The organism is Thiomonas intermedia, from assembly GCF_002028405.1.
Lineage (GTDB): Bacteria > Pseudomonadota > Gammaproteobacteria > Burkholderiales > Burkholderiaceae_C > Thiomonas > Thiomonas intermedia.
This window is the reverse complement of the sequence record NZ_CP020046.1, coordinates 1,979,820-2,004,239: the sequence shown is the minus strand read 5'-3', so window position 1 is coordinate 2,004,239 and position 24,420 is coordinate 1,979,820. Positions and strand designations below refer to the sequence as shown.

The following is a 24,420-nucleotide window of genomic DNA, read 5'->3' as shown; positions in this document are numbered from 1 at the left end:
TTCGCGGCGTCCTTCTCCGCAACACCATGCCCTTCTCGCCTCCTCGCCAAACCCGCGCCCTTCGGCTGCCCCAGATTCTGAGCGCCATCGGCCTGTCTGCCGCAGCTCTGCTGCCTTCCGCGTTCGCCCAGACCGCGCCCAGCTTCACCGCGGGCCCGGACGATCTGATGCGTGTGCTGCCCTCGCAATTGCTCCCCGCGTTGCAGGCCGACTGCCACGGCGTCAAGATCGCCGCGCCCGCGTGGCCCGCGCAGCTCGACGCCTCTGCCACGCTGCTCACCACGCTCAATCAGGTGAAGGTGCCGGAAAAGCAGGCTGCCTTGCCGATGGCCATGCTCTGCCCCGCACCCAGCCCGCTCGCTGCGGCCTGGAGCCGGGCGGCGGAACAGGCCGGCAATCTGGTCAAACTCGACTTTCCCGGGGCGCCCGGACAGGTCAGCGGCGCCAGCTTCCTCGGCCCGCAAGGCAGCCGCGTGCTGCTGGTCAATCGCAGCACGCTGGCCGTGCGCGTGAAGCTGGGCACCTGGGTGGCCAAGGACGCACGGCTCGATCAGTACACCCAGGGCGGCACGACGGCAAGCCCGCCGAAGATCGACCATCTGCGGCGCGCCCTCGGCACCGAGGACGCGCAGGGCGTTCTGCTGCCGCCGATGTCGCTCAGCGTGGTCGGCTGAAGACCGTTGCGGCGGGCGCAGAGTTCCTCCGGGTTCGACCGCGGCCAAAGCCGCGGCCCATCCACCGTCAGACTGCCCACTGCCTGAGCTCGGCCAGGCCGACGGCGCCCGACCAGGGATGGCCGCAGGCGCGTCCGGTGGCCGGCGCATCGGCGTCGCCCAGGCCATCAAGCCAGGCCAGTGCGCCCTCGAAATTTTCATGCCGGGTATAGGCGCCGGTGGTCACGATGGTGCGCAGCCCCGCGCCCTGCGCCGCACGCAGGCCGTTGGTGGAATCCTCGAACGCCAGGGCCTGGTCAGGGCGCAGGCCCAAGCGATCGAGCACCCAGGTATAGATGCCCGGGTCGGGTTTTTTGCGGGGCACGGCGTCGCCCGCGCCCACGACTTCGAACCAGTCCATGCCACCGGCGCCCAGCGTGGCGTGGATGAGAGCCTCGACATTGTCGGGCGTGGTGGTGGTGGCGATCGCCAGGCGCAGACCGGCGCTGCGGGCCTGCTCCAGCACGCGGCGCACGCCCGGCCGCAGCGCGATGCCGCCTTCTGCCACCAGTCGCACGTAATGCGCGGTCTTGCGGCGGTGAAGCTCGGCAATCAGTCCGGCCGTCTCGGGGCGCGACGCCGCCTGCGGGTCAATCTCCTGCCAGTAGGCCAGCATGCGCTCCTTGCCGCCGGTGATGGCGAGCAGACGGCCGTAGGTCGGGACGTCCCAGTGCCAGTCGAGCCCGGCATCGACGAACGACTGGTTGAAGGCGATGCGGTGACCGTCGCGTTCGGTCTCGGCCAGGGTGCCGTCGACATCGAAAATCAAAGCCTGCAGAGCGCTCACTGGACGACCCTCCGCACGGCGCGCTGCGGGATGCGCGCTTGGGAGCGGCCCGGCGCGCTCACTTGGACGACCCTCCGCGCGGCGCGCTGCGGGATGCGCGCTTGGGAGCGGCCCGGCGCGCTCATGCCGCATCCTTCCACTTGATGGAGCAGCCGATGCTGGGGTACTGCTCGTCCGGGCCGGCGCCAGTGGCGGCGATCTGCTTCATGGCCTCGAACAGGTCGCGGCGCACGTCGGGCGCTGCGGCCTGCTTGCGCGAGGCGTCGAGCTGGCCGCGGTATTGAAGCTGCAGCGCGGCGTTAAAGCCGAAGAAATCGGGCGTGCAGACGGCGCCATAGGCCTTCGCGACCGCCTGCGATTCGTCGTACAGATACGGAAAGGCAAAACCGTGCCCGTCCGAAAAGCGCTTCATGTGGTCGAACGAGTCTTCGGGATAGGTCGCCACATCGTTGCTGCTGATGGCCACGGCATGCACCCCGAGGGCGCGCAGCTCGCGTGCATCGCGCACCATGCGGTCGGCCACGGCCTGCACGTAGGGGCAATGGTTGCAGATAAACATGACCAGGGTGCCGTTGGTGCCGCGCACATCGGCCAGGCTCCAGGTGCGTCCATCGACGCCGGGGAGGGAAAAATCAGGCGCGGCGAAGCCGCGTTGCAGAGGGTCGGCGGTGGCTGCCATGGAAATCTCCTGAATGCGTAAGGGGGAGGTGCTGCACAGACGACAACCCCGGCGCAAGGCCGGGGTTGGATGCTGCCCAGCGCGACCGAGGGCGATCAGTTGACCTTGGGGTCGAGCTTGCCCTTTTCGTACAGACCGACCATCGCGTCGAGCGTGATGGGCTTGATCTTGGAAGCGTTGCCCGCGGTGCCGAAGGCTTCGTAACGCGCCTTGCAGATCTCCTTCATGGCCTTGGTGGAGGCGATGAGGAATTTGCGCGGATCGAACTCTTTCGGATGCTCGGCCAGGAACTTGCGGGTGGCCCCGGTGGAGGCCATGCGCAGATCGGTGTCGATGTTGACCTTGCGCACGCCGTGCTTGATGCCTTCGACGATCTCTTCCACCGGCACGCCATAGGTCTCGCCCATGTCGCCGCCGTAGGAGTTGATGATCTTGAGCCAGTCCTGCGGCACCGAGGAGGAGCCGTGCATCACCAGGTGGGTGTTGGGGATGCGGGCATGAATTTCCTTGATGCGGCCGATGGCCAGGATGTCGCCAGTGGGCGGACGGGTGAATTTGTACGCGCCGTGGCTGGTGCCGATGGCGATGGCCAGAGCGTCAACGTGAGTCTTCTTCACGAAGTCGGCAGCCTCCTCGGGATCGGTCAGCAGCTGGCTGTGATCGAGCGTGCCTTCGGCACCGATGCCGTCTTCCTCGCCGGCCATGCCGGTTTCGAGCGAGCCCAGGCAGCCCAGTTCACCTTCAACCGACACGCCGCAGGAATGCGACATTTCCACGGTGCGCCGGGTGACGTCGACGTTGTAGTCGTAGGTGGTCGGGGTCTTGCCGTCGGTGCCCAGCGAGCCGTCCATCATCACCGAGCTGAAGCCCAGCTGGATGGAGCGCTGGCACACGCCGGGGCTGGTGCCGTGGTCTTGGTGCATGACCACGGGAATGTGCGGCCACTCTTCAACTGCGGCCTCGATGAGGTGACGCAGGAAGGGCGCGCCGGCGTACTTGCGGGCACCGGCCGAGGCCTGCAGGATGACCGGCGAGTTGGTCTCGTCGGCGGCTTCCATGATGGCGCGCACCTGTTCGAGGTTGTTGACGTTGAAGGCGGGGACGCCGTAGGAATGCTCGGCCGCGTGGTCGAGCAGTTGACGCAGGGAAATCAGGGCCATGACGGACTCCTCAAGAAGGGAAAGACAGGATCAACGATGGTCGGGCATCAAGACAGCGGCTGCTTGGCGCGCTGCTGCAGGATTTCAAAGGCCGGCAGCTGCTTGCCTTCGAGCACCTCGAGGAAGGCGCCACCGCCCGTGGAGATGTAGCCGATCTTGTCGGTGATCTCGTACTTGGCGATGGCGGCCAGGGTGTCGCCACCGCCCGCGATGGAGAACGCCGGGCTGCTGGCGATGGCCGCGGCCAGGGTCTTGGTGCCGTTGGCAAAGGCGTCGAACTCGAACACGCCGACCGGGCCGTTCCAGACGATGGTGCCGGCCGCCTGCAGCTTGGCGGCGAGCTTGGCCGCGGTCTTGGGGCCGATGTCGAGAATCAGGTCGTCGGCGGCCACGTCCTTGGCGTCTTTTACGGTGGCCTCGGCGGTGGCGCTGAACTGCTTGGCCACCACGACGTCCTCGGGAATGGGCACTTCGGCGCCACGCGCCTTCATCTTGGCGATGACCTTGCGGGCCTCGTCGAGCAGATCGGGCTCGGCCAGACTCTTGCCGATGGGCAGACCCTCGGCCAGCATGAAGGTGTTGGCGATGCCGCCACCCACGATCAGGCCATCGACCTTGTCGGCCAGGCTCTGAAGAATGGTCAGCTTGGTGGACACCTTGGAGCCCGCCACGATGGCCACCAGCGGCCGGGCCGGATTGGCCAGCGCGCGGTTGATGGCGTCGATCTCGGCGGCCAGCAGCGGCCCGGCGCAGGCGATGTGCGCATGCTTGGCGATGCCGTAGGTGGTCGCCTCGGCACGGTGCGCGGTGCCGAAGGCGTCGTTCACATAGATGTCGGCGAGCTTGGCGATCTTTTGCGACAGCGCGTCGTCATTCTTTTTCTCGCCCTTGTTGACGCGGGCGTTCTCGAGCATGACCACTTCACCGGGACGCACGTCGAAGCCGCCGTCCACCCAGTTGGCCTGCAGCTTGACCGGCAGGCCAAGCAGCTCGCCCAGGCGCTTGGCCACGGGGGCCAGCGAGTCTTCGGGCTTGAATTCGCCTTCGGTCGGACGTCCCAGATGCGAGGTGATCATCACCCCGGCGCCTGCGTCGAGCGCCATCTTCACGGCGGGCACGGATGCGCGCACGCGGGTGTCTTCGGTGATCTCGCCCTTGTCGTTGAACGGCACGTTCAGGTCGGCGCGGATGAACACGCGCTTGTCCTGGGCGAAGCCACGCTTGCACACTTCTTCAAAGGTCAGGATTTGCATCAATCTCTCCTCGGTTCCGCACCCGGCCCGCCAGCAACTGCGCGGCCGGGGCGCGACGTCGTTGCGACGTCAATGCGACATCAGTGGCTGGCGACGTGCTTGACGAAGCGCATCATGTTGCAGGTGTAGCCGTATTCGTTGTCATACCAGGACACGACCTTGACGAAGGTGGAATCGAGGGCGATGCCGGCCTCGGCGTCGAAAATCGAGGGCATGGAGCAGCCACGATAGTCGGTGGAGACGACCTTGTCTTCGGTGTAACCGAGCACACCCTTGAGCGGGCCTTCGGAAGCTGCCTTCATCGCAGCGCAGATGTCGGCGTAGCTGGCCTCCTTGTTCAGCTCGACAGTCAGGTCGACGACCGATACGTCGGGCGTGGGCACGCGGAAGGCCATGCCGGTGAGCTTCTTGTTCAGCTCGGGAATGACCTTGCCCACAGCCTTGGCCGCACCGGTGCTGGAGGGGATGATGTTGTCCATGATGCCCCGGCCACCGCGCCAGTCCTTGCTGGACGGGCCGTCCACGGTCTTCTGCGTGGCGGTGGCGGCGTGCACGGTGCTCATCAGACCGCGCTTGATGCCGAAGCTGTCATTGAGCACCTTGGCCACGGGGGCCAGGCAGTTGGTGGTGCAGGAGGCGGCAGAGACGATGGTCTCGCCGGCGTACTTGGCGTGGTTCACGCCGTAGACGAACATCGGCGTGTCGTCCTTCGAGGGGGCGGACTGCACCACTTTCTTGGCACCGGCGTCGATGTGCTTCTGGCAGGTGTCGAGGGTGAGGAAAAAGCCGGTGGCTTCGACCACGACGTCGGCATTCACTTCGTTCCACTTCAGGTTGGCGGGATCGCGCTCGGCGGTCAGGCGGATCTTCTTGCCGTTGACCACGAGGTTGTTGCCCTCCACGCCCACCGTGCCGTTGAAGCGGCCATGCACGGAGTCGTACTGCAGCATGTAGGCCAGGTAGTCGGGCTCGAGCAGGTCGTTGATGGCGACGATTTCGAGGTCTTTGAATTCGGCTTCCTGCGCCACGGCACGGAACACCATGCGGCCGATGCGGCCGAATCCATTGATGGCGATGCGAATGGTCATGTGAGATCTCCTGAATGAAAGATGAAAGGGAAAGGGGAAGTCGGCAAAGAAAGTCGGATCGCGTGCGGGCGAGCGGGCTCAGGCTGCAGGATGCAGGGCCGCCGCCTGCACCGCCTCGGCCACCGCCGCCACGGTCGGAATGACGCGGTCGGGCTCCGCCAGCGCGATGGGCTTGCCGTGGTTGTAACCATACGGCACCGCCCAAACGGGCACGCCTGCGGCTCGCGCCGTGGCGACGTCAATCTCCGAATCGCCGACGAACAGCGAGCGAGCCGCGCGCACCTTGAAGGCGTCCAGGCAGTAGCGCACCGGCAGCGGGTCGGGCTTCTTGGCTTCGAGCGTGTCGCCGGCCACCACCATGCCGAAATAGTGCCGGATGCCATGCGTCATCAGGACCGTGGTGGCGAAACGCTGCTCCTTATTGGTCACCAGCGCAATGCGCACCTGCGACGCCCGCAGCACCTTGAGCGTGTCGAGCACGCCCGGGTAGAGCCGGCTGCGCTGCCCGGTGCGGGCGGCATAGAACTCGGCGAAGCGCGGCATGAGAATGTCGAGCGTGCCGGTGCGCCGCACCGTGTCCTCTTCGAGGCCGGTGGCGTGCGCATAGGCATGCAGCAAAAGCTCGCGCGTACCGTGTCCGATCCACGCACGGATGAGATGCTCGGAGACCTCGGGCTGATCCTGGTCGCGCAGCAGGTCGTTGACCGCATCGGCGATTTCCGGCGCGGTTTCCACCAGCGTGCCGTCGAGGTCGAACATCACCAGATCGAACATGCCTTGACTCATCTCGGGCGTCTGTCGAGGCATCAGGCCGCTTGCAGCACCGACTTCGCCACGGCCACCGCGTGCTCCGCCGTCACCTTGAAGTGCTGGTAGAGCTGCGGCGCGGGGGCGGATTCGCCGAAGGTGGCGATGCCGACGATGCCGCCGTTCAGGCCCACATACTTGTGCCAGAAGTCGGGGTGACCCGCTTCGATGGCCACGCGCGGCAAGCCCGCGGGCAGCACCTCGCTGCGGTAAGCCGCGTCCTGGCGGTCGAAGACGTTGGTGCAGGGCATGGAAACCACACGCGCAGCGACGCCCTGTTCAGCCAGCATGCCTTGCGCCTTCAGCGCAATCTCGACTTCCGAGCCGGTGGCGATCAGCACGATCTGCGGCTTGCCGCCCTGGGCTTCCGACAGCACGTAGCCACCGCGCGAAAGGGTGCGCTCGGCATCCGCCGGATGCTGGGTGGAGACCAGATTCTGGCGCGACAGCAACAGGGCGCTGGGGCCGTGCTTGCGCTCGATGGCGTGCTTCCAGGCGACGGCGGTTTCGAGCACGTCGGCCGGGCGCCATACGTCCAGATTGGGAATGAGACGCAGGCTGGAAGGCTGTTCGATCGGCTGGTGGGTCGGGCCGTCTTCGCCCAGGCCGATGGAGTCGTGCGAGAAAACGTGGATGACCCGCTGCTTCATCAGCGCGCTCATGCGCACGCCGTTGCGCGAGTAGTCGGAGAACATCAGGAAGGTGCCGCCGTAGGGCAGGAAGCCGCCATGCAGCGCCATGCCATTCATCATGGCCACCATGCCGAATTCGCGCACGCCGTACGACAGGTAGTTGAACGCCGTACCCGGCGCGGCCTTCTCGAACGAATGCGAGGCCTTGACCGCCGTCAGGTTGGAGCCGGTCAGGTCGGCCGAACCGCCGAACAGGCCGGGCAGCGCGGGCACCAGGGTTTCCAGGGCGATCTGCGAGGACTTGCGTGTCGCGGTGGCCGCGCTCACTTCGCGGGCCTTGGCGTAAAGCGTCTGAACGGTCTGACCCCAGTCGGCCGGCAGATCACCCGCCATGCGGCGCTTGAATTCGGCCGCGAGAGCGGGATGGGCCTTTTCATAGGCGGCGAAGCGCTCGTTCCAGTCGGCTTCGAGCTTGGCGCCGTGGAATTTGGCGTCCCAGGCCTGGTAGATGTCAGCGGGGATGTCGAACGGGCCGTAGTCCCAGCCCAGCGCCTTGCGGGTGGCGTCGGCCTCGGCCTGGCCGAGCGCGGCGCCGTGCACATCGTGCGTGCCGGCCTTGTTGGGCGAGCCCCAGCCGATGGTGGTGCGGCAGATGATGAGGGTGGGCTTGTCGCTGGTCTTGGCCTCGGCGGTGGCCTTCTCGACGGCCACGGCGTCATGGCCGTCGATCGGGCCGATGACGTTCCAGCCATAGGCCTGGAAGCGCTGGGCGGTATTGTCGGAGAACCAGTGCTCGACATGACCGTCGATGGAAATGCCGTTGTCGTCGTAATAGGCGATGAGCTTGTTCAGCTTGAGGGTGCCGGCCAGCGAGCAGGCCTCGTGGCTGATGCCTTCCATCAGGCAGCCGTCGCCGAGGAACACATAGGTGTGGTGATCGACGATGCCATGCCCGGGCTGGTTGAACTGCGCGGCCAGCACCTTTTCGGCCAGCGCCATGCCCACGCCGTTGGCGATGCCCTGGCCCAGCGGGCCGGTGGTGGTTTCCACACCCGGCGTATAGCCCACTTCGGGGTGGCCGGGTGTCTTGCTGTGCATCTGGCGGAAACGCTTGATCTCTTCGATCGGCAGGTCGTAGCCGGTGAGGTGCAGCAGGGCGTAGATCAGCATCGAGCCGTGGCCGTTGGACAGCACGAAGCGATCACGGTTGGCCCAGTTCGGGTTGGCCGGGTTGTGATGCAGGTGGTTGCGCCACAGCACTTCGGCGATGTCGGCCATGCCCATGGGCGCGCCGGGGTGGCCGGAGTTGGCGGCCTGCACGCCGTCGATGGCGAGGAAGCGGATGGCGTTCGCCAGACGGCGGCGCTGTTGGGTGTCGAGTTGCAAGGTGGTCATGTGCGTATCCCAGGTTTAGCCAGCGCGGCGCTTGAGGTCCATCAAGCGCAGGATCATGGGGGTGAAGATGAGCTGCATGGCAATGCCCATCTTGCCGCCGGGCACGACCAGGGTGTTGGGACGGCTCATCCACGAATCGTGGAGCATGGACAGCAGGTAGGGAAAGTCGATGCCCTTGGGGTTCGCGAAGCGGATGACCACCATGCTCTCGTCGAGCGTGGGAATGTCCTTGGCGATGAAGGGATTGGAGGTGTCGACCGTGGGCACGCGCTGGAAGTTGACGTGGGTGCGCGAGAACTGCGGCGTGATGTGGTAGACATAATCGGGCATGCGGCGCAGGATGGTGTCCATCACGGCCTCTTGCGAGTAACCGCGCTGGATCTGGTCGCGGTGCAGCTTCTGGATCCACTCGAGATTGATGATGGGCACCACGCCGACGAGCAGGTCAACCTGCTTGGCCACATCGATGTCGCCAGCGGCATAGCCGCCGTGCAGACCTTCGTAGAACATCAGATCGGAACCCGGCTTGATGTCTTTCCAGTCGGTGAAATTGCCCGGATCGACGCCGAATTCGGCGGCCTCGCCCGCGTCGTGGATGTACTTGCGCACCTTGCCGCCGCCGGTCTCGCCATAGGTCTTGAACACGTTCTCCAGCTCGCCCAGCAGGTTGGCGTCCGGGCCGAAGTGGCTGAAGTGGCGGTTGCCCGCGGCTTCCTGCTTCTTCATCTCCTCGCGCATTTCCATGCGGTTGAAGCGGTGGAAGGAATCGCCCTCGACGATCTGCGCCGTGAGATTCTCACGGCGGAAAATGTGCTGGAAGCTGCGCATCACCGTGGTGGTGCCGGCGCCCGACGACCCGGTGATGGCAATGATGGGATGTTTGACAGACATGGTGCGAGCCTCTTTTCAATACAAGGAAATCCATTCAAGCGGCGCCCATCTTGCGCGGGCCGCCGCCAGGGTCGATCTGGCGAGAAGCACAACCGCCGCCGTCGAACCGCTGGGCGCGACATGCGCCGACGCGGTAGAGCCGACTGCTGCGACGATCAGCAGCCAATCAGCGACGATCAGCGGCCGGCTTCGTCACGAAACAGCGAACGCTCTTTGAACAGCGGGGATTCAAAGGCCTTGTCTTCACCCCGGTCGTATTCGGCGTGGTAGCGCTCCAGACGTTCGATCTCGTTCCTGGAGCCCAGCATCACCGGGACGCGCTGATGCAGCGAAGTCGGCGGCACCTCAAGAATACGCCCGCGCCCAGTGGAGGCCGCGCCGCCTGCCTGTTCGATGATCATGCCGATCGGATTGGCCTCGTACATCAGGCGCAGGCGGCCAGGCTTGCTGGGATCCTTGGTGTCCTTGGGGTACATGAAGATGCCCCCGCGCATCAAAATGCGATGCACGTCGGCCACCATCGAGGCGATCCAGCGGGTGTTGAAGTCGCGTTCGCGCGGGCCGGTCTTGCCAGCCTTGGCCTCGGCCACATAACGCTGCACCGGCGACTCCCAAAAACGCTCGTTGCTGGTGTTGATCGCGAACTCGCTGGTGTCGGCCGGGATTTTCAGATCGGGATGCGTGAGCACGAAGTTGCCGATCTCGCGATCCAGCGTGAAGCCGTGCGTGCCCTTGCCCACGGTCAGCACCAGCATGGTGGACGGACCATAGATGGCGTAGCCAGCCGCGACCTGCTCGACGCCGGGACGCAGATAATCGGCCACCGTCGGGTCGCCGATCTTGGTGTGGCGCAACACCGAGAAAATGGTGCCGACGGAGACGTTGACGTCGGTATTCGAAGAACCGTCGAGCGGATCGAAGATGAGCAGATACGGCCCGCGCTCGAATTCCTTGGGCAGAGCGTAGGGGTCGTCCATTTCCTCGGAGGCCATGCCGGCCACCAGCCCACCCCACTCGCACGCCTGAATCATGGCGTCGTTGGAGAGCACGTCGAGCTTCTTCTGCACTTCGCCCTGGACGTTCTGCGTGTCGAGCGCGCCCAGGAAGCCGCCGAGCGCCCCCTTGGACGTCATGGCCGAGATGGCCTTGACCGCAGCGGTCACGTCCACCAGCAGCGCGGCCAGATCGGCCTGATCATCGGTGCCGTGCAACTGCTCGATGAGAAATTTTGAGACGGTGGTGCGACCGGACTGCATGGTGTGGCTCCCAATGGTGAAGGGCCTCGGACAGCAGGGGCCCCTGCGCGGGGAGCGCAGGAACATCCGCTGGCGCGAGGCTAGAAGACTTTTTGAAGCAACCTGCTGACCGCCGGCGAGTGCAAGTCACTTCAAAAAGCCCGCAGCCCCAAAACGGAGACTCGCATGAACAGACTTCATTGGCTGCGGCAAAAGCTCCTGAAGATGAACTTCGGAGCCCGTTCACAAACGGTGCGGCTGAAACAGGACGGGGGGCGTTTCCCCATCACGTAGTTCCATCGCTTGTTGCGAATATAAGCGGCAGCTCGAATTAAGGTAAATTCACGATTTGTTGATGTTCAGATCAGGAATTTTGATGAAAAACACCACCATCCGTCAGCTCCGGGTCTTCAGCGCCGCTGCACGGCACTTGCATTTTGGTAAAGCGGCCCAGGAAATGCACCTCACGCCGCCCGCCGTTTCCATGCAGATTAGAGAACTGGAATCGCAGGTGGGGCTCCCCCTGTTCGAGCGTCAGGGCAAGTCCGTCAGCCTTACCCTGACGGGTGAATATCTGGTGGTCTACGCCCGCAAGGTTCTTGCGACGCTCAAGGATGCCGAGGACGCCATGGCGCGCCTGCGCGGCATCAAGGCAGGACGGCTGACCATCGGCATGGTGAGCACGGCCCAGTATTTCGTGCCGCGCCTGCTTGCCCGGTTTCATGCCGAGTACCCGCACGTCGAAGTGCGGCTTTCGGTGGGCAACCGCGAACACCTGGTCAATCAGCTGCAGAACAGCGAACTCGATCTGGCCATCATGGGTCGGCCGCCGCGCGACGTGGCCACCCGTGCCGAACCCTTCGCTGCGCACCCCATGGGCATCATTGCGCCCCCCAACCACCCGCTCTCATCCGGCGGGCCGCACTCGGCCTCTTTGCTGACGCAGTTCAACTTCATCATCCGCGAGCCCGGCTCAGGCACGCGAGCGACCTTCGAGGAATACCTGAACCAGCATCAGATGGAGCTGCCGATGTTCACCGAGATGCAGAGCAACGAGACCATCAAGCAGGCGGTGATGGCCAATATGGGCATCAGTTTTCTGTCCCTTCACACCATTGATCTGGAGCTGCGCAACAACCTGCTAACCATTCCTTCGATCGAGGGCATGCCCTTGCTGCGACGCTGGTACGCGGTGAACAGCTTGGCCAAGCTACTCTCCCCCGGCGCGGAGACGTTTCGCTACTTCATTCTGGAGCATGGCGAGTCGTTTCTCGCCGAGACCTTTGGCAGCGCCATCTGGCCGCCAGGCCATGAACTGGCCCGCGCCGCACTGGCGCATTGACCCGAGGTCAGAGGCCTCCGAGGGCGCGCATCAGAGCGGCCAGAGGCGCCGTATCCGCGCGCAGCACCCGCGGCCCCAGACTCACCGGGCGAAACCCGGCGCGCTGCAACAGCGCGGTTTCGTCGTCGTCCAGACCGCCCTCCGGGCCGGAGACCATCCATGCGCCTTCGCCGCGAGTCAAGGGCTGCAGGGGCGCTGTCGCGACCGGACTCAACAGGCAGCGATGCGAGACGGCGCTGCCGTCGTCCAATCGTCCAAGCCAGTCGGGCAGCGACGCCACGGGCGCCACCTCGGGCACCCGATTGCGCCCGCACTGTTCGCAGGCCGCAATGGCCACGCCCTGCCAGTGCGCCACCCGACGCTCGGCGCGCTCGCCCTGCAAGCGCAGCACGCTGCGCCGGGTCAGAAGCGGCTGAAGGCGGGCCACGCCGAGTTCCACCGCCTTTTCCACCAGAGCGTCCATGCGTTCATTGGCGGGCATGCCGACCGCGAGCATGACGTGCGCCTGGGCTTCGCGCTCCACAGCCTGATGTCGATGAAGCTGCAGAGTCCGGCTGTCGATCAACTCGCCGACCCACTCGCCGCCCGTGCCGTCGAACACAGTGACCGCCTCCCCAGCCGTCAGCCGCAGAACCTTGACATGTCGCGCCGTCGCGGCAGGCATGAGCACCGTGCCGGGCGCCAGTGCGGCCTCTGTGGGCGGAATGTAGAAGCGAAACGCCACGAACAAGCGATCGGGGAAAAGGCCCGCTTCAGGCCGCGGCCAATTGAGCCAGCACCGCCTCGGTATCCGCGCTGAACAGGCGCACGCCCTCCTGGAGCTTTTCGGACGCCATGCGGTCTTCGCGCATGCCCTGAACGAAATGCGCCGGGTCCAACGAGGGCGACGATGCGTCGATCACAGGCCCCGGGCGGGCGGCATCGAGCTGGCGGGGCATGGCCTGGTCACTGACCGCCAGAGCGTCGAGCAGGGCGGGCGGAATGGTGAGCAGATCGCAGCCGCTGAGCGCTGCGATCTGGTCGATATCCCGGAAGCTCGCGCCCATCACCTCGGTGGGTACGTCATGCTGTTTGTAAGACCGCCAGATGCGCACCACGGCCTGCACGCCGGGATCGTTGGCACCCCGATGCTTCTCGGCGTCCCATGCCGCACCGGCCTGGAGGCGATGCCAGTCGGTGATGCGCCCCACGAACGGCGAAATCAACTTCACGCCCGCAGCGGCGCAGGCCTGCGCCTGGGTGAAGCTGAACAAAAGCGTCAGATTGCAGTGAATGCCTTCGGCTTCAAGGGCGCGTGCCGCGACGATGCCCTCCCAGGTGGCCGCAATCTTGATGAGCACGCGATCGCGTGGCACGCCTGCCGCGGCGTAGCGCGCCATCAAGGCGCGGGCTCGCTGCAAGGTGGCCTCGGTGTCGTGCGACAGCCGTGCATCGACTTCGGTGGACACCCGCCCAGGCAGGCGCTGCAGAATCTCCAACCCGAACGCCACGAGCAGGGCATCGAGTCGATCGTTCACGTCGGCCGAGCCGCGCACGGCCGATGCGACGAGACCGGCGTAGCGCGGATCGGCCGCCGCCTTGCGGATCAGACTGGGATTGGTCGTGGCATCCCGCGCGCTCCAGCGCGACAGGAGGTCCAGATCGGCCGTATCGACCACGACGACGGTAGACGCGGCCAGCGAATCGAGTGCAGACATGAGGGACGTGGAAACGACGGTGGCGGAATGCGCATCTTACGGGCGCAGCCGCTTGCCGGTTCAGTCGTCGTCGTCGAGTTCGGCGTTCCAGCCCTTGTCTTGCGCACGCTGCATGGCGTGCTTGTACATGGCGCGATGGCGTTCGGCGAGTTCCGGCGGTAGACGGCTGGGCAGATTGCCGTATTGGTCCCACTCGGCCTCCACCTTCTGCATCAGGCCCTGCATGCGCTGCAGGTCCCAGCCTTTGCAGTCTTCGGCTTCGGGCAGCAGGCCGAAAACCCAGGCGTCGAGCACCACCCGGCCGAGCTGGGTGATGCCGTGCGTGTCGGCGTGATAGCCGGGATAAGTCGGTTTTTCTTGCATGATGGGCCAGGTGGGTTCGAAGGCGGCACGGGCCGCCCGACGCTGCGGCAGGCCGCTCAGGCCGCCCAGCGTTGCAAATAAGAGTGGATCAACTCGGACACTTTATCGGATTTGATGATCAGCCCCAGGTCGATCATCTCCGAACCCAGCGCCATGCCCCGGTTGTTGGCCGGCACCGGGGCGGGCACGATGTGGTGCGCCTCCTCGCGGAAGAACACCGCCGCCACCACGCCGGCAAACAACAGATCGCGCGTGGCCTCGCGCCTGGAAACCTGCCCGCCACGGCGTTCGATGAACACCGGGCTGCCGCTGGAGCCGGGATAGACCGCGGCGTCGATGAGAAACTGGCGGTGCCCCTCGAAGTCCAGCGCGGCCGGCGTGGCCGTGGTGCCGCGCCGCAGGATGGGCATGAGGTTGACCTGATCCCACACCCCGCTGGGATAGCCGACGAACAAAACGTCTTCGAGCGCGTCGAACTGCTGCCAGGTGGACGCGTCGGGAATGAGACGGCTGTCGATCGGTTCGACATACAGCTCCACGCCCTGCTGCTGCGCGGCCTGCTGCAAGGGCGCGAGCGGCACCAGGGCCAGGTCGACCTCGGCGTCGGGGTGGAGATGCCAGGCGGCGGGAAACTCGTCGATGTTGAGCTGGAAGCGTTGACCGAACGCGGGCCGCCCCTGGCGCTTCTGCGTGAACACCAGCCCGCCCCGTCGCACGCCTTCGACCAGATGGCGGTTGGTGACGACGAAGTCGGTCACGCCGCGGGCATGCGCATGGCGCACGACGAAGGCGGTGCCCGAGCCCTCGCTGCCGTCGTCGAGCACGGTGTCGACCCGGACGGTGGAAAACAGCAGCCGCTTGGCGGTGGAATCGATGTCCATGAGATGGCGCGTTCGTTCAGTGATGCGTCGCGGACTGGTTCAACCGCTCGATGGCGGCAATCGCCGCGCGCTGCGCCGCCTCGGCCTCGGCTTCGGTGCCCATCATGGTCAGGCGGCCGAAGGTGCCGAAGGGCTTCACGTCCACAAGAGTCACATGGGCCGCCTTCTCGGCTTCGTTGGCGGCATACACGATGTAGCCCGCGGGCTCGACTTCCAGAATGAACATGCTCTTGCCCGGCAGGATCATGGAGCCCTTGCGGAACTGGCGGTTGATCAGGGTGGCGTGGTCGGGCGTGATGGCCCGGATGATTTCGTTCCACGCCACCTTGCAGCGCAGGCGCGAGTCTTCCTGCGTGCCCAGCTGCTGCAGGATGACCTCGCCCGCCGCCTGCACCTCGCTCTGGTTGCGGTAATGGATCTCCATCGAGCCGAACGAACGCTCCACCACCTGCTCGCCCATGCGCACATTGGTTTTCTTCAGCGCAATGTCGGAGAGGTTGTGCACCGCCATGCCGGGCGCCACTTCCACCCACAGGCAGGCATCGCCCGGAATGGGCAGAAAGCCTTGTGAAGACGTGGCGAGATAGGACGCCAGCTGCGGCTGCAGGGCATCGATGAAGACGAAAGTGCGCAGGGAGATTTTCATGCCGTGCGCGCCTTCAGCGGGTGAGACTCATGTAGAGCATGGGGAGTTTTTCGGGCAGGCGCTCGACCTTGTCGATCACCGTGAAGTTCTTGACGCCGAAGATACGCGAGACGTACAGATCGGCGTGCGGATCGAGCGAGAGCGCGTAGACCGTGACGCCTTGCTGCAGCAGTTGTTCGACCGCGCGCTTGGTGTCGTGCCGCAGATATTGCGGGTCGCGCACATCGTTGTCGGCGGGTTCGCCATCGGTGACGATGAAGCAGATTTTCTTGCGCTTGGGCTGCTGCGCCAGGTAGTGCCCGGCATGGCGCAGCGCCGCGCCCATGCGGGTGGAGTAGCTGCCCTTCATGCCGGCCAGCCGGGCGCGGGCGAGATCGCCATAGGGCTGGTCGAAATCCTTGAAGCGGTAGTAGTGCACGTCATGCCGCCCATCGGAGCAGAAGCCGTGGATGGCGAACGGGTCGCCGATACGCTGCAGCGCCTCGGCCAGCAGCACGGTGGCGGCGCGGGTGAGATCGAGCACCGAATAGTCGTGGCCACGCACCTTGTCGTTGGACGATTCGGACATGTCGAGCAGCACCATCACCGCCAGATCGCGCTGCGCCCGCTTGAGCCGCACCATGATGCGCGGGTCGGGCTGAACGCCCATGCGCAGGTCGGTCATGGCGCGCACGGCAGCGTCGATGTCGATGTCGTCGCCATCTTCCTGGTGCCGGATGCGCTGCAGACCCTGCGGAATCATCGACTCGATGAGAAATTTCAGCCGCGACACCACCGGCTTGTGCTCGGCCAGGATGGCGTCGATGACGGCCAGGTCGCCCACCGGCGGGTGGCGCTCCAGCACGGTGGCCCAGCTCGGGCGGTCGAGCTGGATCTGGTAGTCCCATTCGGGATAGTGGAAGGGCTCGGAAATCGGCGGGCGACCTTCGAGCGAGTTGATGGTCACGCCTTCCTGGTCGAGGTAGAACTCGGTAGGCAGGATCCAGACCTCTTGCGCATCGTCGCCGGCGTATTCGTTGTCGACCTCGTTGACCATCTCCATGACGCTGGCCTTGCGCCGCACCTGCTGTTGCGTCTCCCAGGTGGCCTGCAAGGCCTGCGCCTCGTCGTACTCTTCCAGCTCCCAGATGGCGCGGTTGTCGTCGCGGTAAACGGCGCGCAGGCCGTCGGTGCGGCGGTTGAAATCGGGCAGATCGAGCTCAAGCAGGCTGTGCGACAGATCGACACCGACGTTCCAGCTGAACTTCACGTCGTGCAGATCGGGCTGGGCGCGAAAATGGGCCACGGCCTGCTGCACCCAGGGGTGCGGATCGGCGCTGTGGACTTCGAGCAGGGCGCGGGCCAGACGGTTGAACAGATCGCCCACGGTCGTGGGCTCGGCATAGTCAGGAGGCGGCTGAAGCGCCAGCCAGGCCTCGCGCATATTCGGAAATTGCCCGATGGCCAGCGCCTCGACCCGCGCATCTTCGATGACTTCGATCAACCCGATCTGCAGCGGCGACAAGGCCTGCATGGAAAGGGGCGCCACCGTGAACACCAGATGCGCGGCGCAATGGTTGGCCGCGGCGCGGTACACGTCCAGCGCGGAGACGATCTGTTCGGCGGGCGTCTGCGGCCCCAGCGGCCGGTAGTCGTCATAAGCGTCGGCGATGTGAATGACGTAGCGCTCGATATAGGGCTTGAGGCCTTCGCGGCTTTCGTAATCGCCGGCGGTCGGGCGCAGAAAAAAGTCACGGCCCCACATGGCCCGCAGATAGATGTTGAGCCGGCGCTGCACATCGACGAACAGCGTGCCTTTGCGCTCTTGCTGCAGCACCGACTGCGCATCGGGGCTTTGCAGCGAAAAATAGGCCGCCTGTCCTTCGAAATCGGTCTTGTAGGCCTGCGCGCCCCATTGCGCCCAGCGCCGCAGCCCACCCAGGGTGAGTTGCGACAGCAGGCGTTCGAGGTTTTCCAGCATGGGGCGCAACCCGCGCGGCGCCTGCGCCAGCATGAGCGACAGCACGCTCAGAAACTGGCGGAACAGTTCCTCGTCGCCCAGGCGCTGGCCGGCCATCGGCGCGGTGCCGACGATGAGCGCCAGCACTTGCCCCGAGGTCTTCGACGCCATGGCGAGCAGAAAGTTGACCACGTCGGGCAACACGTCCTCGCCGATGGCGCGCGCCAGTTCGGGCATCGACTGCAGATAGGTGACCACCAGCTCCTGTCACTTTTCACCACATATAGGCCAATCGGTTTTCGGCACATAGGAGCCACCGCGTTTTCGGCGTATACGAGCCAGTGCGTTTTCGGCACATACAGGCCAGTTGATTTTCGGCCTATAGGAGCCAGCCAAGGGGTTTGACGGGCATCTCGAACGCGTCACAAGCGCCGTTACCTTCTGAGCTTTTTGCTCAGGGGCAACGGATGGGGCGCAGAAAGATCGAGATGCATGAATACCGAAACGTTTTAATTCGACTGCGTGCGGGTGATGGCGACCGCGAGATAGCGCGCCTGGGGCTCATGGGCCGCGTCAAGGTGGCCAACTTTCGCCAGCACGCTCAGAGCCTGGGCTGGCTGGATCCGGATCGGCCGCCGCCTGACGCCCAAACGATTGCGCAGAGTCTGAGCGCGGTGGCCAGGCGCCCCGTCAGCACGATCTCCAAAGCCCAGCCCTGGCGTGAGCTCATTGCGCGCTGGATGGACGCGGGCGTTGAGGGCGTGGCCATCCATGCCGCGCTGGTACGCGATCACCAATTCAAGGGCAGCTACTCCTCCGTCTACCGCCTCATGCGCGACATCAGCCGGGCGCAGCCGCGCACGGATGTCACCGTGCGGCTGAACTTCAAACCCGGCGAGGCTGCTCAGGTCGACTTCGGTGCTGGCCCGTTTCTGCTGCACCCGGATGGCCTTCGCCGGCGCACATGGGCCTTTGTCATGACCCTGTGCCACAGCCGCCACCAGTATGTGGAATTCGTCTGGGACCAGACAGTGGCGACGTGGCTGGGCTGCCACCGCCGCGCCTTTGAGTGGTTTGCCGGCGTGCCCGAGCGCGTCATCATCGACAACGCCAAGTGCGCCATCATCAAGGCCTGTCGGTTTGATCCCCACGTGCAACGCTCCTATGCAGAGTGCGCTGAAGGGTATGACTTCAAGATTGACCCCTGTCCGCCACACGACCCGCAGAAGAAAGGGATCGTGGAGTCAGGCGTCAAATACGTCAAACGCAACTTCCTGCCCACCCGCGAATTCCGTGATCTGGCCGACCTCAATGCCCAAGTACGGGCCTGGGTATTACAGGAAGCCGGGCAGCGCATTCACGGCACCACCCGCCAACAACCCCTGGATTTGTTTGCGCTGGAGCGAGCCCTGCTCAAGCCATTGCCCGCCCAGGCCCCGGACTTGGGCGTGTGGCAGCGGGTGACGCTGCACCGCGATTGCCACGTCAAGTTTGACAACGCCCTGTATTCCGCGCCCTTTGGGCTGGTGGGCAAGCAGTTGTGGCTGCGTGCCAACGATGGTTGTGTTGCCCTCTATGAAGACTACCGATTGGTGGCCACCCACCCGCGCGGGACGCGTCCTGGCCAACGCGTCACGACGCCAGACCACTTGCCACCCAAGGCGCAACTGTTCTTCGCGCGCGACCGCCAATGGCTCCATGAGCAAGCGCTGCAAATCGGGCCGTACTGCCAGCAGATCATTGACTGCCTGCTGGGCGACCGGATTGTGGAGCGGCTGCGTGCAGCACAGGGCGTTGTTGGCCTGGCCAGGACCTACGGCGCCCAACGTCTGGAGCTTGCCTGCCAGCGTGCCATGGCCCACAACAGCCCGTATTACCGCACCGTCAAGACCATCCTGAGCAGCAATGCCGACCGTCTGCCGATGCCCGAGATCAGTGTCGCGCCCGCCTATGCCAAGGCCCGGTTCGTACGCGATGCCGCCAGCCTATTCACCCCCAATGCCCACAACCCGCAGCAGGACCTCCTGCATTAACCCCCCAAGGAGCAACTCACCCATGATCCCCATTCCCGAACTGGTTCCACACCTCAAGCAATTGCGCTTGTCCGGCATCCTGGATTCTCTGGAGGCCAGGAACCGCCAAGCCATTGAATCCAAACTCGCCTATACGGAATTCCTGGCCCTGCTGATGGGCGATGAAGTGGCCCGCCGCGACCAGAACCGCTTCAGCACCCGCATCCGCCGGGCTCAGTTTCGGTCGAGCAAGACCCTGGAGCAGTTTGATTTCGAGCGGCTCCCCCAACTCAACCGCGCACTGGTGCACGACCTGGCCACCGGACGCTATTTGCGGGAATGCTCACCTGTGTTGATCGTCGGACCCAGTGGAACTGGCAAAAGCCACCTGGCACAGGCCTTGGGCCACTGCGCCATCCGCCAAGGCGTTGATGTGCTCTTCACCAGTTGCTCGGCCCTCACGCAGTCCCTGCACGCCGCGCGTGCGACCAATGCCTACGAACGCAAACTGCAGGCGCTCAGCCGTATTCCCCTGCTCATCATCGATGACTTCGGACTCAAGCCCCTGCGCGCACCGGCCGACGAGGATCTGCATGAACTCATCGCCGAGCGCTACGAACGAACGACCACCATCGTCACCAGCAATTTGGACTTCACCGAGTGGGATCAGGCCTTCCCAGGCAACCCCTTGTTGGCCTCCGCCACGCTCGACCGCCTGCGCCACAACGCCTATTGCCTCGTGCTCGATGGCCAGTCTTACCGCACGCCACGCCAGATGCCCAACGCAATGCCAACCAAAACCCAGAGATCCAATCAACCAAAAGACATCAAATAAAGGCAAAATCCACAACCGAATGATGCCCGTTTGAGACCCTCCGGCTGGTCTCTATGTGCCGAAAATGGCTGGCTCCTTTATGCCGAAAAGTGACAGCTCCTCGCCACGGCCGAGCTGATGCAGTGCCACCGCGCCCTTGAGGAAGTTGTCCAGCCCGCGCGAGGAGAACGCCCGCGCGGCCTCGTTCCAGGAGGCGCGCAGCACGTCCTGCGCGCCGCTGGGCAGCTCGTCGACGAGTTCCTGGAATTCTTCGAGGTGGATGGCCATGTTGGGCTCACTGCGCGCAGCCCGCCGCCCGAGGCGACCTGGCGGCTGCGGTGCCAGCGGACGTCAGAAGTAGGTGGTCACCGCCGCGTCCAGCGCATCGCGCATGTCCGGGTCGTCGGTGATGGGTCGCACCAGCGCCATCTGGCAGGCGCCCAGAGGCGCCACGCCCTGGGCGATGAGCGAGCCCGCGTAGATCAGCATCCGGGTGGACAGGCCTTCGTCGAGGCCGTGGCCCTTGAGGTTGCGCGAACGCTCGGCAATGTGCACCAGATTCTTCGCCACATCCAGCCCGACGCCCGATTCGTGCGCCACGATCTCGGCTTCGATCTCGTGCTGGGGATAGTTGAAATCGAGCGCGGCGAAACGCTGCTTGGTGGACTGCTTCAGATCCTTCATCAGGCTTTGATAGCCCGGGTTGTAGGAAATGACGAGCTGGAAATCGGGATGCGCCTGGAGGATCTCGCCCTTTTTCTCAAGCGGCAGGATGCGCCGGGCGTCGGTGAGCGGGTGGATCGCGACGGTGGTGTCTTGCCGGGCCTCGACCACTTCGTCGAGATAGCAGATCGCGCCCAGCCGCGCGGCCATGGCCAGCGGGCCGTCCTGCCAGCGGGTGCCGTTGGCATCGAGCAGGTAACGGCCCACCAGGTCGGAGGCGGTCATGTCCTCGTTGCAGGCCACGGTGATCAGGGGCCTACCCAGCCTCCAGGCCATGTATTCGACGAAGCGGGTCTTGCCGCATCCCGTCGGGCCTTTGAGCATCACCGGCAGGCGCACGGAGTAGGCGGCCTCGTAGAGGTCGACCTCGTCGCCGACCGCGCGGTAATAGGGCTCGCTGGGCACACGATAGGCCTCCAGGCCACCAGCCGGGGTCGCGCTGAGATCGGCCGCAGGCCGATGGCTGGCCGGCATGACGGAGCCGACCCGCGCCGGGCGTGCATCCTGGCGCGGCGCATAAGTGCGAACAAATTCGTCGTGACGCATGGCAATCTTTCTCAACTAGACGCTGCGGGGCTCCACGGCCATACAGCGCAAACGAGCGCAAACAGCGTTCAATCGGGCGTTCAGCCGGGCACTCAATCAGGCCAGACGCGCTGGGGGAAGAGCGTGGTGGCCGACGAGGCGGGCTCTGACGCCAGACGGGAGGCCGCAGCCTTGGGGGCCGGCCGCGTCGCGGCTTTGGGCGCCGGTGCAGACTTGACGGCCGGTGCAGACTTTTCTGCGGTCTTGCGCGCCGCAGTACCGGCGGTCTTGACGGGCTGCGAGGAACGGGCCTGACGCACGCTCTGGGTCAACTTGTCCTTGATGCTGCTCATGATGGGTAAACCTCCTTGAGTATGGCCTCGATCTCGTCCGCTGCGCCCTGACCGCGGGCGCCCATCTGATAGACCGACAGGCCGTCCAGCGCCGCGGCGCGGTAAATGGCTCGGCGTCGCAGGGCCGCGCGCAGCACGGGCAGGCCGAATTCAGCGAGCGCGTCCTGCATCGCAGCCGACAGCGCGCTGCGTTGTTCAATCTGGTTGAGTACCAGGAAGGCCCGCAGGCCAGGATTCTGGAGACGCGCCGCTTCGACTTCCTGCGGCAGGCGCAGACTGGCCCACAGATCCACGGGCGACGGCAGCACGGGGATGAGCGCGACATCGCTCGAACGCAGCGCCTGGCTGGACGCATGGCTGTCCAGCGAGGGCGGGCAGTCGAGCACGATGTGCTGATAGGCCTTGTAGGTCTGGCGCAGCGCGGCGCCGTCCCAGCGCCCCGAAATCTGTTTGACCGTCGCCGGATAGGGTTGGGCTCCCGCGCCGCCCCACTGCAGGGCGGAACCTTGCGGATCCAGATCGACGACCACCGTCGAGCCGCGTTTGGCCAGGCCCGCGGCGAGATTCATGGCCAGCGTGGTCTTGCCTGCGCCGCCCTTCTGGTTGATGACGGCCAGCACCTTGGCGGCAGCCATGGCTCAGCCCTGGCCTGCCGCCAGGGCGTCGATGCGCGCGGCGAAGGCGTGCTCGGCCGCCCCCATCGTCTTGCCATCCTCGGCATCGAGGGTGATGTTGACGTAAGTGGTGCCGAAATTGATGTTTTGCGGATGCTGACCGGCTTCCTCGGCCAGCGCGGCCAGGGCGTCGAGAAAATCGCGCGTCTGTCCATAGCTGCCGAAAGCAAAACGCTTGAACAGCGTCGGCGGTTTGCCTTGCTCGCGCCAGCCGGTCTGGGTTTCAGCCATGCGTGGCTCCTTCGGTTTGCTGCACCCGCTGCAGATGCTGCGATTCTTCGTCGAGCAGACGCGCGAAGAGCGCGGCCGACTCGCCATCACGAACCCGCTGCGCATGGCGCAGGGCGTCCGCGTAGAGATGCACGGCCGAGGCCTCGAGCTGGGCGTCGTGCGCCTGCAGCTCGGCCGCGCCACGTCCGAGACGTGCGGGCGGCAGGCTGCCGGCCGAGGGCGCGACGCCGTGCAGAATGAGTTGCTCCATCAGCAGGGCCGCATGGTCGAGTTCCTCCAGGGCCTCCTGGCGCAGTTCTGCGGCCAAGGCCGCATCGCCCCAAAGCCGGGCCAGCACGCTCTGGGCAAGATACTGCTGCACCGCGGTCATTTCATGACCGAGCGCGCGCGTCATCCAGCCCAGGGTGCGGGAGTCGACTGCCATGCAGAACCTCTCAATCAGCTGCGGGTCGAGGTGATTTCGGCGTCGCGGCCGCCACCATCGGCATCGGGCTCGGTCGGCAGAATGCCTTCGACTTCACCATGCACGCGGGCGATGATGTGCGCGGCCACCAGGCCGTCACCCACACGCTCGCAGGCGTCGGCGCCCGCACGAACCGCCGCGTTCACCGCGCCGGTCTCGCCGCGCACCAGCACGGTCACGTAGCCGCCACCCACAAACTGGCGACCGATCAGTCGCACTTCCGCCGCCTTGCACATCGCGTCGGCCGCTTCGATTGCAGGCACCAAACCGCGCGTCTCGATCATGCCCAGGGCAATGCCCGTCACACTTGCCATTGCTCAATCTCCATCAGGTTTCACCATGTCCGCCGAGAGGCCCACGGGCCGTGTCGGCAGATCCGGTGCGTTCATGCCGATCGCCGTTCAGGCGCTCGGTGCGGAAGGCAGAATGCCTTCGACTTCACCATGCACGCGGGCGATGATGTGCGCAGCCACCAGGCCGTCACCCACACGCTCGCACGCGTCGGCGCCCGCACGAACCGCCGCGTTCACCGCGCCGGTCTCGCCGCGCACCAGCACGGTCACGTAGCCGCCACCCACAAACTGGCGACCGATCAGTCGCACTTCCGCCGCCTTGCACATCGCGTCGGCCGCTTCGATTGCAGGCACCAAACCGCGCGTCTCGATCATGCCCAGGGCAATTCCATTCACATTCGCCATTTTTCGCTCCTCAAAGGGTTGCAATTACGCCAAGATCAAACCAATACCAAACCGAGGCTCGCCGCCGGCTCAAGCCGTCGGCGCTTCGGGCAGAATGCCCTCGACCTCACCATGCACGCGGGCGATGATGTGCGCAGCCACCAGGCCGTCACCCACACGCTCGCAGGCGTCGGCGCCCGCACGAACCGCCGCGTTCACCGCGCCGGTCTCGCCGCGCACCAGCACGGTCACGTAGCCGCCACCCACAAACTGGCGACCGATCAGTCGCACTTCCGCCGCCTTGCACATCGCGTCGGCCGCTTCGATTGCAGGCACCAAACCGCGCGTCTCGATCATGCCCAGGGCAATGCCCATACGTTCAGCCATTTGTCACTCCTTGTCTAAAAGTCGACTGCTCACCAAATTGCACCGAGCCGGCG

The 24,420-nt window shown here is 65.3% G+C and carries 28 protein-coding genes; 4 read left to right on the top strand and 24 right to left on the bottom strand.

All coding sequences use genetic code 11. The annotated features are described in order from the left end of the window. The first annotated feature begins 26 nt into the window (after positions 1-26). Positions 27-674, top strand: a complete 648-nt coding sequence (locus BVH73_RS09305; RefSeq protein WP_079420490.1) for a hypothetical protein — start codon at positions 27-29, stop codon at positions 672-674. Positions 675-741: 67 nt separating this feature from the next. Here the strand turns inward: BVH73_RS09305 and BVH73_RS09300 are convergent, their stop codons facing one another. The 9 genes from BVH73_RS09300 to BVH73_RS09260 all read right to left on the bottom strand — a co-directional run bounded on the left by BVH73_RS09300 (position 742) and on the right by BVH73_RS09260 (position 10,661). Then, a complete protein-coding gene (locus BVH73_RS09300; protein WP_425444140.1) occupies positions 742-1,491 on the bottom strand; it encodes an HAD family hydrolase in 750 nt (249 codons plus the stop codon). 130 nt (positions 1,492-1,621) lie between these two features. Then, positions 1,622-2,179 carry a thioredoxin family protein gene (locus tag BVH73_RS09295; RefSeq protein ID WP_079418052.1) on the bottom strand — a complete coding sequence of 186 codons (558 nt, stop codon included), beginning with the start codon at positions 2,177-2,179 and terminating at the stop codon, positions 1,622-1,624. A gap of 95 nt (positions 2,180-2,274) precedes the next feature. Then, positions 2,275-3,339 carry a class II fructose-bisphosphate aldolase gene (gene fba / locus BVH73_RS09290; protein ID WP_079418050.1) on the bottom strand — a complete coding sequence of 355 codons (1,065 nt, stop codon included), beginning with the start codon at positions 3,337-3,339 and terminating at the stop codon, positions 2,275-2,277. Between the two features lie 47 nt (positions 3,340-3,386). Then, positions 3,387-4,592 carry a phosphoglycerate kinase gene (locus BVH73_RS09285; protein WP_079418048.1) on the bottom strand — a complete coding sequence of 402 codons (1,206 nt, stop codon included), beginning with the start codon at positions 4,590-4,592 and terminating at the stop codon, positions 3,387-3,389. A gap of 80 nt (positions 4,593-4,672) precedes the next feature. Next, on the bottom strand, positions 4,673-5,680 hold the full coding sequence (gene gap, locus BVH73_RS09280; protein ID WP_079418046.1) for a type I glyceraldehyde-3-phosphate dehydrogenase: 1,008 nt from the start codon (positions 5,678-5,680) through the stop codon (positions 4,673-4,675). A gap of 78 nt (positions 5,681-5,758) precedes the next feature. After that, complete coding sequence (gene gph, locus BVH73_RS09275; protein WP_245800308.1) at positions 5,759-6,466, bottom strand: phosphoglycolate phosphatase; 708 nt, start codon at positions 6,464-6,466, stop codon at positions 5,759-5,761. A 20-nt stretch (positions 6,467-6,486) separates the two neighbouring features. Then, positions 6,487-8,514, bottom strand: coding sequence for a transketolase (gene tkt, locus BVH73_RS09270; protein ID WP_079418042.1), 2,028 nt, complete (start codon positions 8,512-8,514; stop codon positions 6,487-6,489). Between the two features lie 15 nt (positions 8,515-8,529). Beyond that, positions 8,530-9,405: a phosphoribulokinase gene (locus BVH73_RS09265; RefSeq protein WP_079418040.1), complete on the bottom strand. Its 876-nt coding sequence runs from the start codon at positions 9,403-9,405 to the stop codon at positions 8,530-8,532. A 176-nt stretch (positions 9,406-9,581) separates the two neighbouring features. Further along, positions 9,582-10,661 carry a class 1 fructose-bisphosphatase gene (locus BVH73_RS09260; protein ID WP_079418038.1) on the bottom strand — a complete coding sequence of 360 codons (1,080 nt, stop codon included), beginning with the start codon at positions 10,659-10,661 and terminating at the stop codon, positions 9,582-9,584. A gap of 355 nt (positions 10,662-11,016) precedes the next feature. On the opposite strand from BVH73_RS09260, the gene BVH73_RS09255 reads away from it, so the two are divergent. Beyond that, positions 11,017-11,982 carry a LysR family transcriptional regulator gene (locus tag BVH73_RS09255; RefSeq protein ID WP_079418036.1) on the top strand — a complete coding sequence of 322 codons (966 nt, stop codon included), beginning with the start codon at positions 11,017-11,019 and terminating at the stop codon, positions 11,980-11,982. Between the two features lie 7 nt (positions 11,983-11,989). Here BVH73_RS09255 and BVH73_RS09250 read toward each other — a convergent pair whose 3' ends face one another. The 6 genes from BVH73_RS09250 to BVH73_RS09225 are packed head-to-tail and all read right to left on the bottom strand — an operon-like array spanning position 11,990 to position 17,766. Continuing rightward, positions 11,990-12,706: a 16S rRNA (uracil(1498)-N(3))-methyltransferase gene (locus BVH73_RS09250; protein WP_079420488.1), complete on the bottom strand. Its 717-nt coding sequence runs from the start codon at positions 12,704-12,706 to the stop codon at positions 11,990-11,992. Between the two features lie 28 nt (positions 12,707-12,734). Continuing rightward, complete coding sequence (locus BVH73_RS09245; RefSeq protein WP_079418034.1) at positions 12,735-13,679, bottom strand: transaldolase; 945 nt, start codon at positions 13,677-13,679, stop codon at positions 12,735-12,737. 60 nt (positions 13,680-13,739) lie between these two features. Then, positions 13,740-14,042 (bottom strand): hypothetical protein, encoded by a 303-nt coding sequence (locus tag BVH73_RS09240; protein WP_079418032.1) that lies wholly within the window; start codon positions 14,040-14,042, stop codon positions 13,740-13,742. A 56-nt stretch (positions 14,043-14,098) separates the two neighbouring features. Continuing rightward, a complete protein-coding gene (locus BVH73_RS09235; RefSeq protein ID WP_079418030.1) occupies positions 14,099-14,923 on the bottom strand; it encodes a S1 family peptidase in 825 nt (274 codons plus the stop codon). A gap of 16 nt (positions 14,924-14,939) precedes the next feature. Beyond that, complete coding sequence (locus tag BVH73_RS09230; RefSeq protein WP_079418028.1) at positions 14,940-15,569, bottom strand: hypothetical protein; 630 nt, start codon at positions 15,567-15,569, stop codon at positions 14,940-14,942. A 13-nt stretch (positions 15,570-15,582) separates the two neighbouring features. Continuing rightward, positions 15,583-17,766 carry a nitric oxide reductase activation protein NorD gene (locus BVH73_RS09225; RefSeq protein ID WP_245800307.1) on the bottom strand — a complete coding sequence of 728 codons (2,184 nt, stop codon included), beginning with the start codon at positions 17,764-17,766 and terminating at the stop codon, positions 15,583-15,585. A 230-nt stretch (positions 17,767-17,996) separates the two neighbouring features. On the opposite strand from BVH73_RS09225, the gene istA reads away from it, so the two are divergent. Both istA and istB read left to right on the top strand, forming a co-directional pair. Beyond that, positions 17,997-19,541, top strand: a complete 1,545-nt coding sequence (istA, locus tag BVH73_RS09220) for an IS21 family transposase (RefSeq protein ID WP_079420231.1) — start codon at positions 17,997-17,999, stop codon at positions 19,539-19,541. 22 nt (positions 19,542-19,563) lie between these two features. Then, positions 19,564-20,355, top strand: coding sequence for an IS21-like element helper ATPase IstB (gene istB / locus BVH73_RS09215; RefSeq protein WP_079415568.1), 792 nt, complete (start codon positions 19,564-19,566; stop codon positions 20,353-20,355). Positions 20,356-20,406: 51 nt separating this feature from the next. Here istB and BVH73_RS09210 read toward each other — a convergent pair whose 3' ends face one another. The 9 genes from BVH73_RS09210 to csoS1 (BVH73_RS09170) form a co-directional block, all read right to left on the bottom strand. Continuing rightward, positions 20,407-20,622, bottom strand: a complete 216-nt coding sequence (locus BVH73_RS09210; RefSeq protein ID WP_079418026.1) for a hypothetical protein — start codon at positions 20,620-20,622, stop codon at positions 20,407-20,409. 63 nt (positions 20,623-20,685) lie between these two features. Further along, positions 20,686-21,603, bottom strand: coding sequence for a CbbQ/NirQ/NorQ/GpvN family protein (locus BVH73_RS09205; RefSeq protein WP_079418024.1), 918 nt, complete (start codon positions 21,601-21,603; stop codon positions 20,686-20,688). A gap of 92 nt (positions 21,604-21,695) precedes the next feature. Next, positions 21,696-21,935 carry a hypothetical protein gene (locus BVH73_RS09200; RefSeq protein WP_079418022.1) on the bottom strand — a complete coding sequence of 80 codons (240 nt, stop codon included), beginning with the start codon at positions 21,933-21,935 and terminating at the stop codon, positions 21,696-21,698. Continuing rightward, positions 21,932-22,570 (bottom strand): ParA family partition ATPase, encoded by a 639-nt coding sequence (parA, locus tag BVH73_RS09195; RefSeq protein ID WP_079418021.1) that lies wholly within the window; start codon positions 22,568-22,570, stop codon positions 21,932-21,934. The genes BVH73_RS09200 and parA overlap by 4 nt, the downstream gene beginning before the upstream one ends. A gap of 3 nt (positions 22,571-22,573) precedes the next feature. Then, the gene (locus BVH73_RS09190; RefSeq protein WP_079418019.1) at positions 22,574-22,840 is read right to left on the bottom strand and encodes a 4a-hydroxytetrahydrobiopterin dehydratase; all 267 of its coding nucleotides are present in this window, start codon (positions 22,838-22,840) and stop codon (positions 22,574-22,576) included. Beyond that, positions 22,833-23,264 (bottom strand): ferritin-like domain-containing protein, encoded by a 432-nt coding sequence (locus BVH73_RS09185; protein ID WP_079418018.1) that lies wholly within the window; start codon positions 23,262-23,264, stop codon positions 22,833-22,835. Before BVH73_RS09185 ends, BVH73_RS09190 begins: the two co-directional genes overlap by 8 nt. A 14-nt stretch (positions 23,265-23,278) precedes the next feature. Then, on the bottom strand, positions 23,279-23,617 hold the full coding sequence (gene csoS1, locus BVH73_RS09180; protein WP_079418017.1) for an alpha-carboxysome major shell protein CsoS1: 339 nt from the start codon (positions 23,615-23,617) through the stop codon (positions 23,279-23,281). An 87-nt stretch (positions 23,618-23,704) separates the two neighbouring features. Continuing rightward, complete coding sequence (gene csoS1, locus BVH73_RS09175) at positions 23,705-24,001, bottom strand: alpha-carboxysome major shell protein CsoS1 (RefSeq protein WP_079418015.1); 297 nt, start codon at positions 23,999-24,001, stop codon at positions 23,705-23,707. Between the two features lie 69 nt (positions 24,002-24,070). Further along, positions 24,071-24,367: an alpha-carboxysome major shell protein CsoS1 gene (gene csoS1, locus BVH73_RS09170; RefSeq protein ID WP_079418014.1), complete on the bottom strand. Its 297-nt coding sequence runs from the start codon at positions 24,365-24,367 to the stop codon at positions 24,071-24,073. Between the last annotated feature and the right edge of the window lie 53 nt (positions 24,368-24,420).

Bases quoted from the DNA above. Each gene is read 5' to 3' on its own strand.
- BVH73_RS09305 (WP_079420490.1), top strand. From the start codon at position 27: ATGCCCTTCTCGCCTCCTCGCCAAACCCGCGCCCTTCGGCTGCCCCAG.
- BVH73_RS09295 (WP_079418052.1), bottom strand. From the start codon at position 2,179: ATGGCAGCCACCGCCGACCCTCTGCAACGCGGCTTCGCCGCGCCTGAT.
- fba (WP_079418050.1), bottom strand. From the start codon at position 3,339: ATGGCCCTGATTTCCCTGCGTCAACTGCTCGACCACGCGGCCGAGCAT.
- BVH73_RS09285 (WP_079418048.1), bottom strand. From the start codon at position 4,592: ATGCAAATCCTGACCTTTGAAGAAGTGTGCAAGCGTGGCTTCGCCCAG.
- gap (WP_079418046.1), bottom strand. From the start codon at position 5,680: ATGACCATTCGCATCGCCATCAATGGATTCGGCCGCATCGGCCGCATG.
- gph (WP_245800308.1), bottom strand. From the start codon at position 6,466: ATGAGTCAAGGCATGTTCGATCTGGTGATGTTCGACCTCGACGGCACG.
- tkt (WP_079418042.1), bottom strand. From the start codon at position 8,514: ATGACCACCTTGCAACTCGACACCCAACAGCGCCGCCGTCTGGCGAAC.
- BVH73_RS09265 (WP_079418040.1), bottom strand. From the start codon at position 9,405: ATGTCTGTCAAACATCCCATCATTGCCATCACCGGGTCGTCGGGCGCC.
- BVH73_RS09260 (WP_079418038.1), bottom strand. From the start codon at position 10,661: ATGCAGTCCGGTCGCACCACCGTCTCAAAATTTCTCATCGAGCAGTTG.
- BVH73_RS09255 (WP_079418036.1), top strand. From the start codon at position 11,017: ATGAAAAACACCACCATCCGTCAGCTCCGGGTCTTCAGCGCCGCTGCA.
- BVH73_RS09245 (WP_079418034.1), bottom strand. From the start codon at position 13,679: ATGTCTGCACTCGATTCGCTGGCCGCGTCTACCGTCGTCGTGGTCGAT.
- BVH73_RS09240 (WP_079418032.1), bottom strand. From the start codon at position 14,042: ATGCAAGAAAAACCGACTTATCCCGGCTATCACGCCGACACGCACGGC.
- BVH73_RS09235 (WP_079418030.1), bottom strand. From the start codon at position 14,923: ATGGACATCGATTCCACCGCCAAGCGGCTGCTGTTTTCCACCGTCCGG.
- BVH73_RS09230 (WP_079418028.1), bottom strand. From the start codon at position 15,569: ATGAAAATCTCCCTGCGCACTTTCGTCTTCATCGATGCCCTGCAGCCG.
- istA (WP_079420231.1), top strand. From the start codon at position 17,997: ATGCATGAATACCGAAACGTTTTAATTCGACTGCGTGCGGGTGATGGC.
- istB (WP_079415568.1), top strand. From the start codon at position 19,564: ATGATCCCCATTCCCGAACTGGTTCCACACCTCAAGCAATTGCGCTTG.
- BVH73_RS09210 (WP_079418026.1), bottom strand. From the start codon at position 20,622: ATGGCCATCCACCTCGAAGAATTCCAGGAACTCGTCGACGAGCTGCCC.
- BVH73_RS09205 (WP_079418024.1), bottom strand. From the start codon at position 21,603: ATGCGTCACGACGAATTTGTTCGCACTTATGCGCCGCGCCAGGATGCA.
- BVH73_RS09200 (WP_079418022.1), bottom strand. From the start codon at position 21,935: ATGAGCAGCATCAAGGACAAGTTGACCCAGAGCGTGCGTCAGGCCCGT.
- parA (WP_079418021.1), bottom strand. From the start codon at position 22,570: ATGGCTGCCGCCAAGGTGCTGGCCGTCATCAACCAGAAGGGCGGCGCA.
- BVH73_RS09190 (WP_079418019.1), bottom strand. From the start codon at position 22,840: ATGGCTGAAACCCAGACCGGCTGGCGCGAGCAAGGCAAACCGCCGACG.
- BVH73_RS09185 (WP_079418018.1), bottom strand. From the start codon at position 23,264: ATGGCAGTCGACTCCCGCACCCTGGGCTGGATGACGCGCGCGCTCGGT.
- csoS1 (WP_079418017.1), bottom strand. From the start codon at position 23,617: ATGGCAAGTGTGACGGGCATTGCCCTGGGCATGATCGAGACGCGCGGT.
- csoS1 (WP_079418015.1), bottom strand. From the start codon at position 24,001: ATGGCGAATGTGAATGGAATTGCCCTGGGCATGATCGAGACGCGCGGT.
- csoS1 (WP_079418014.1), bottom strand. From the start codon at position 24,367: ATGGCTGAACGTATGGGCATTGCCCTGGGCATGATCGAGACGCGCGGT.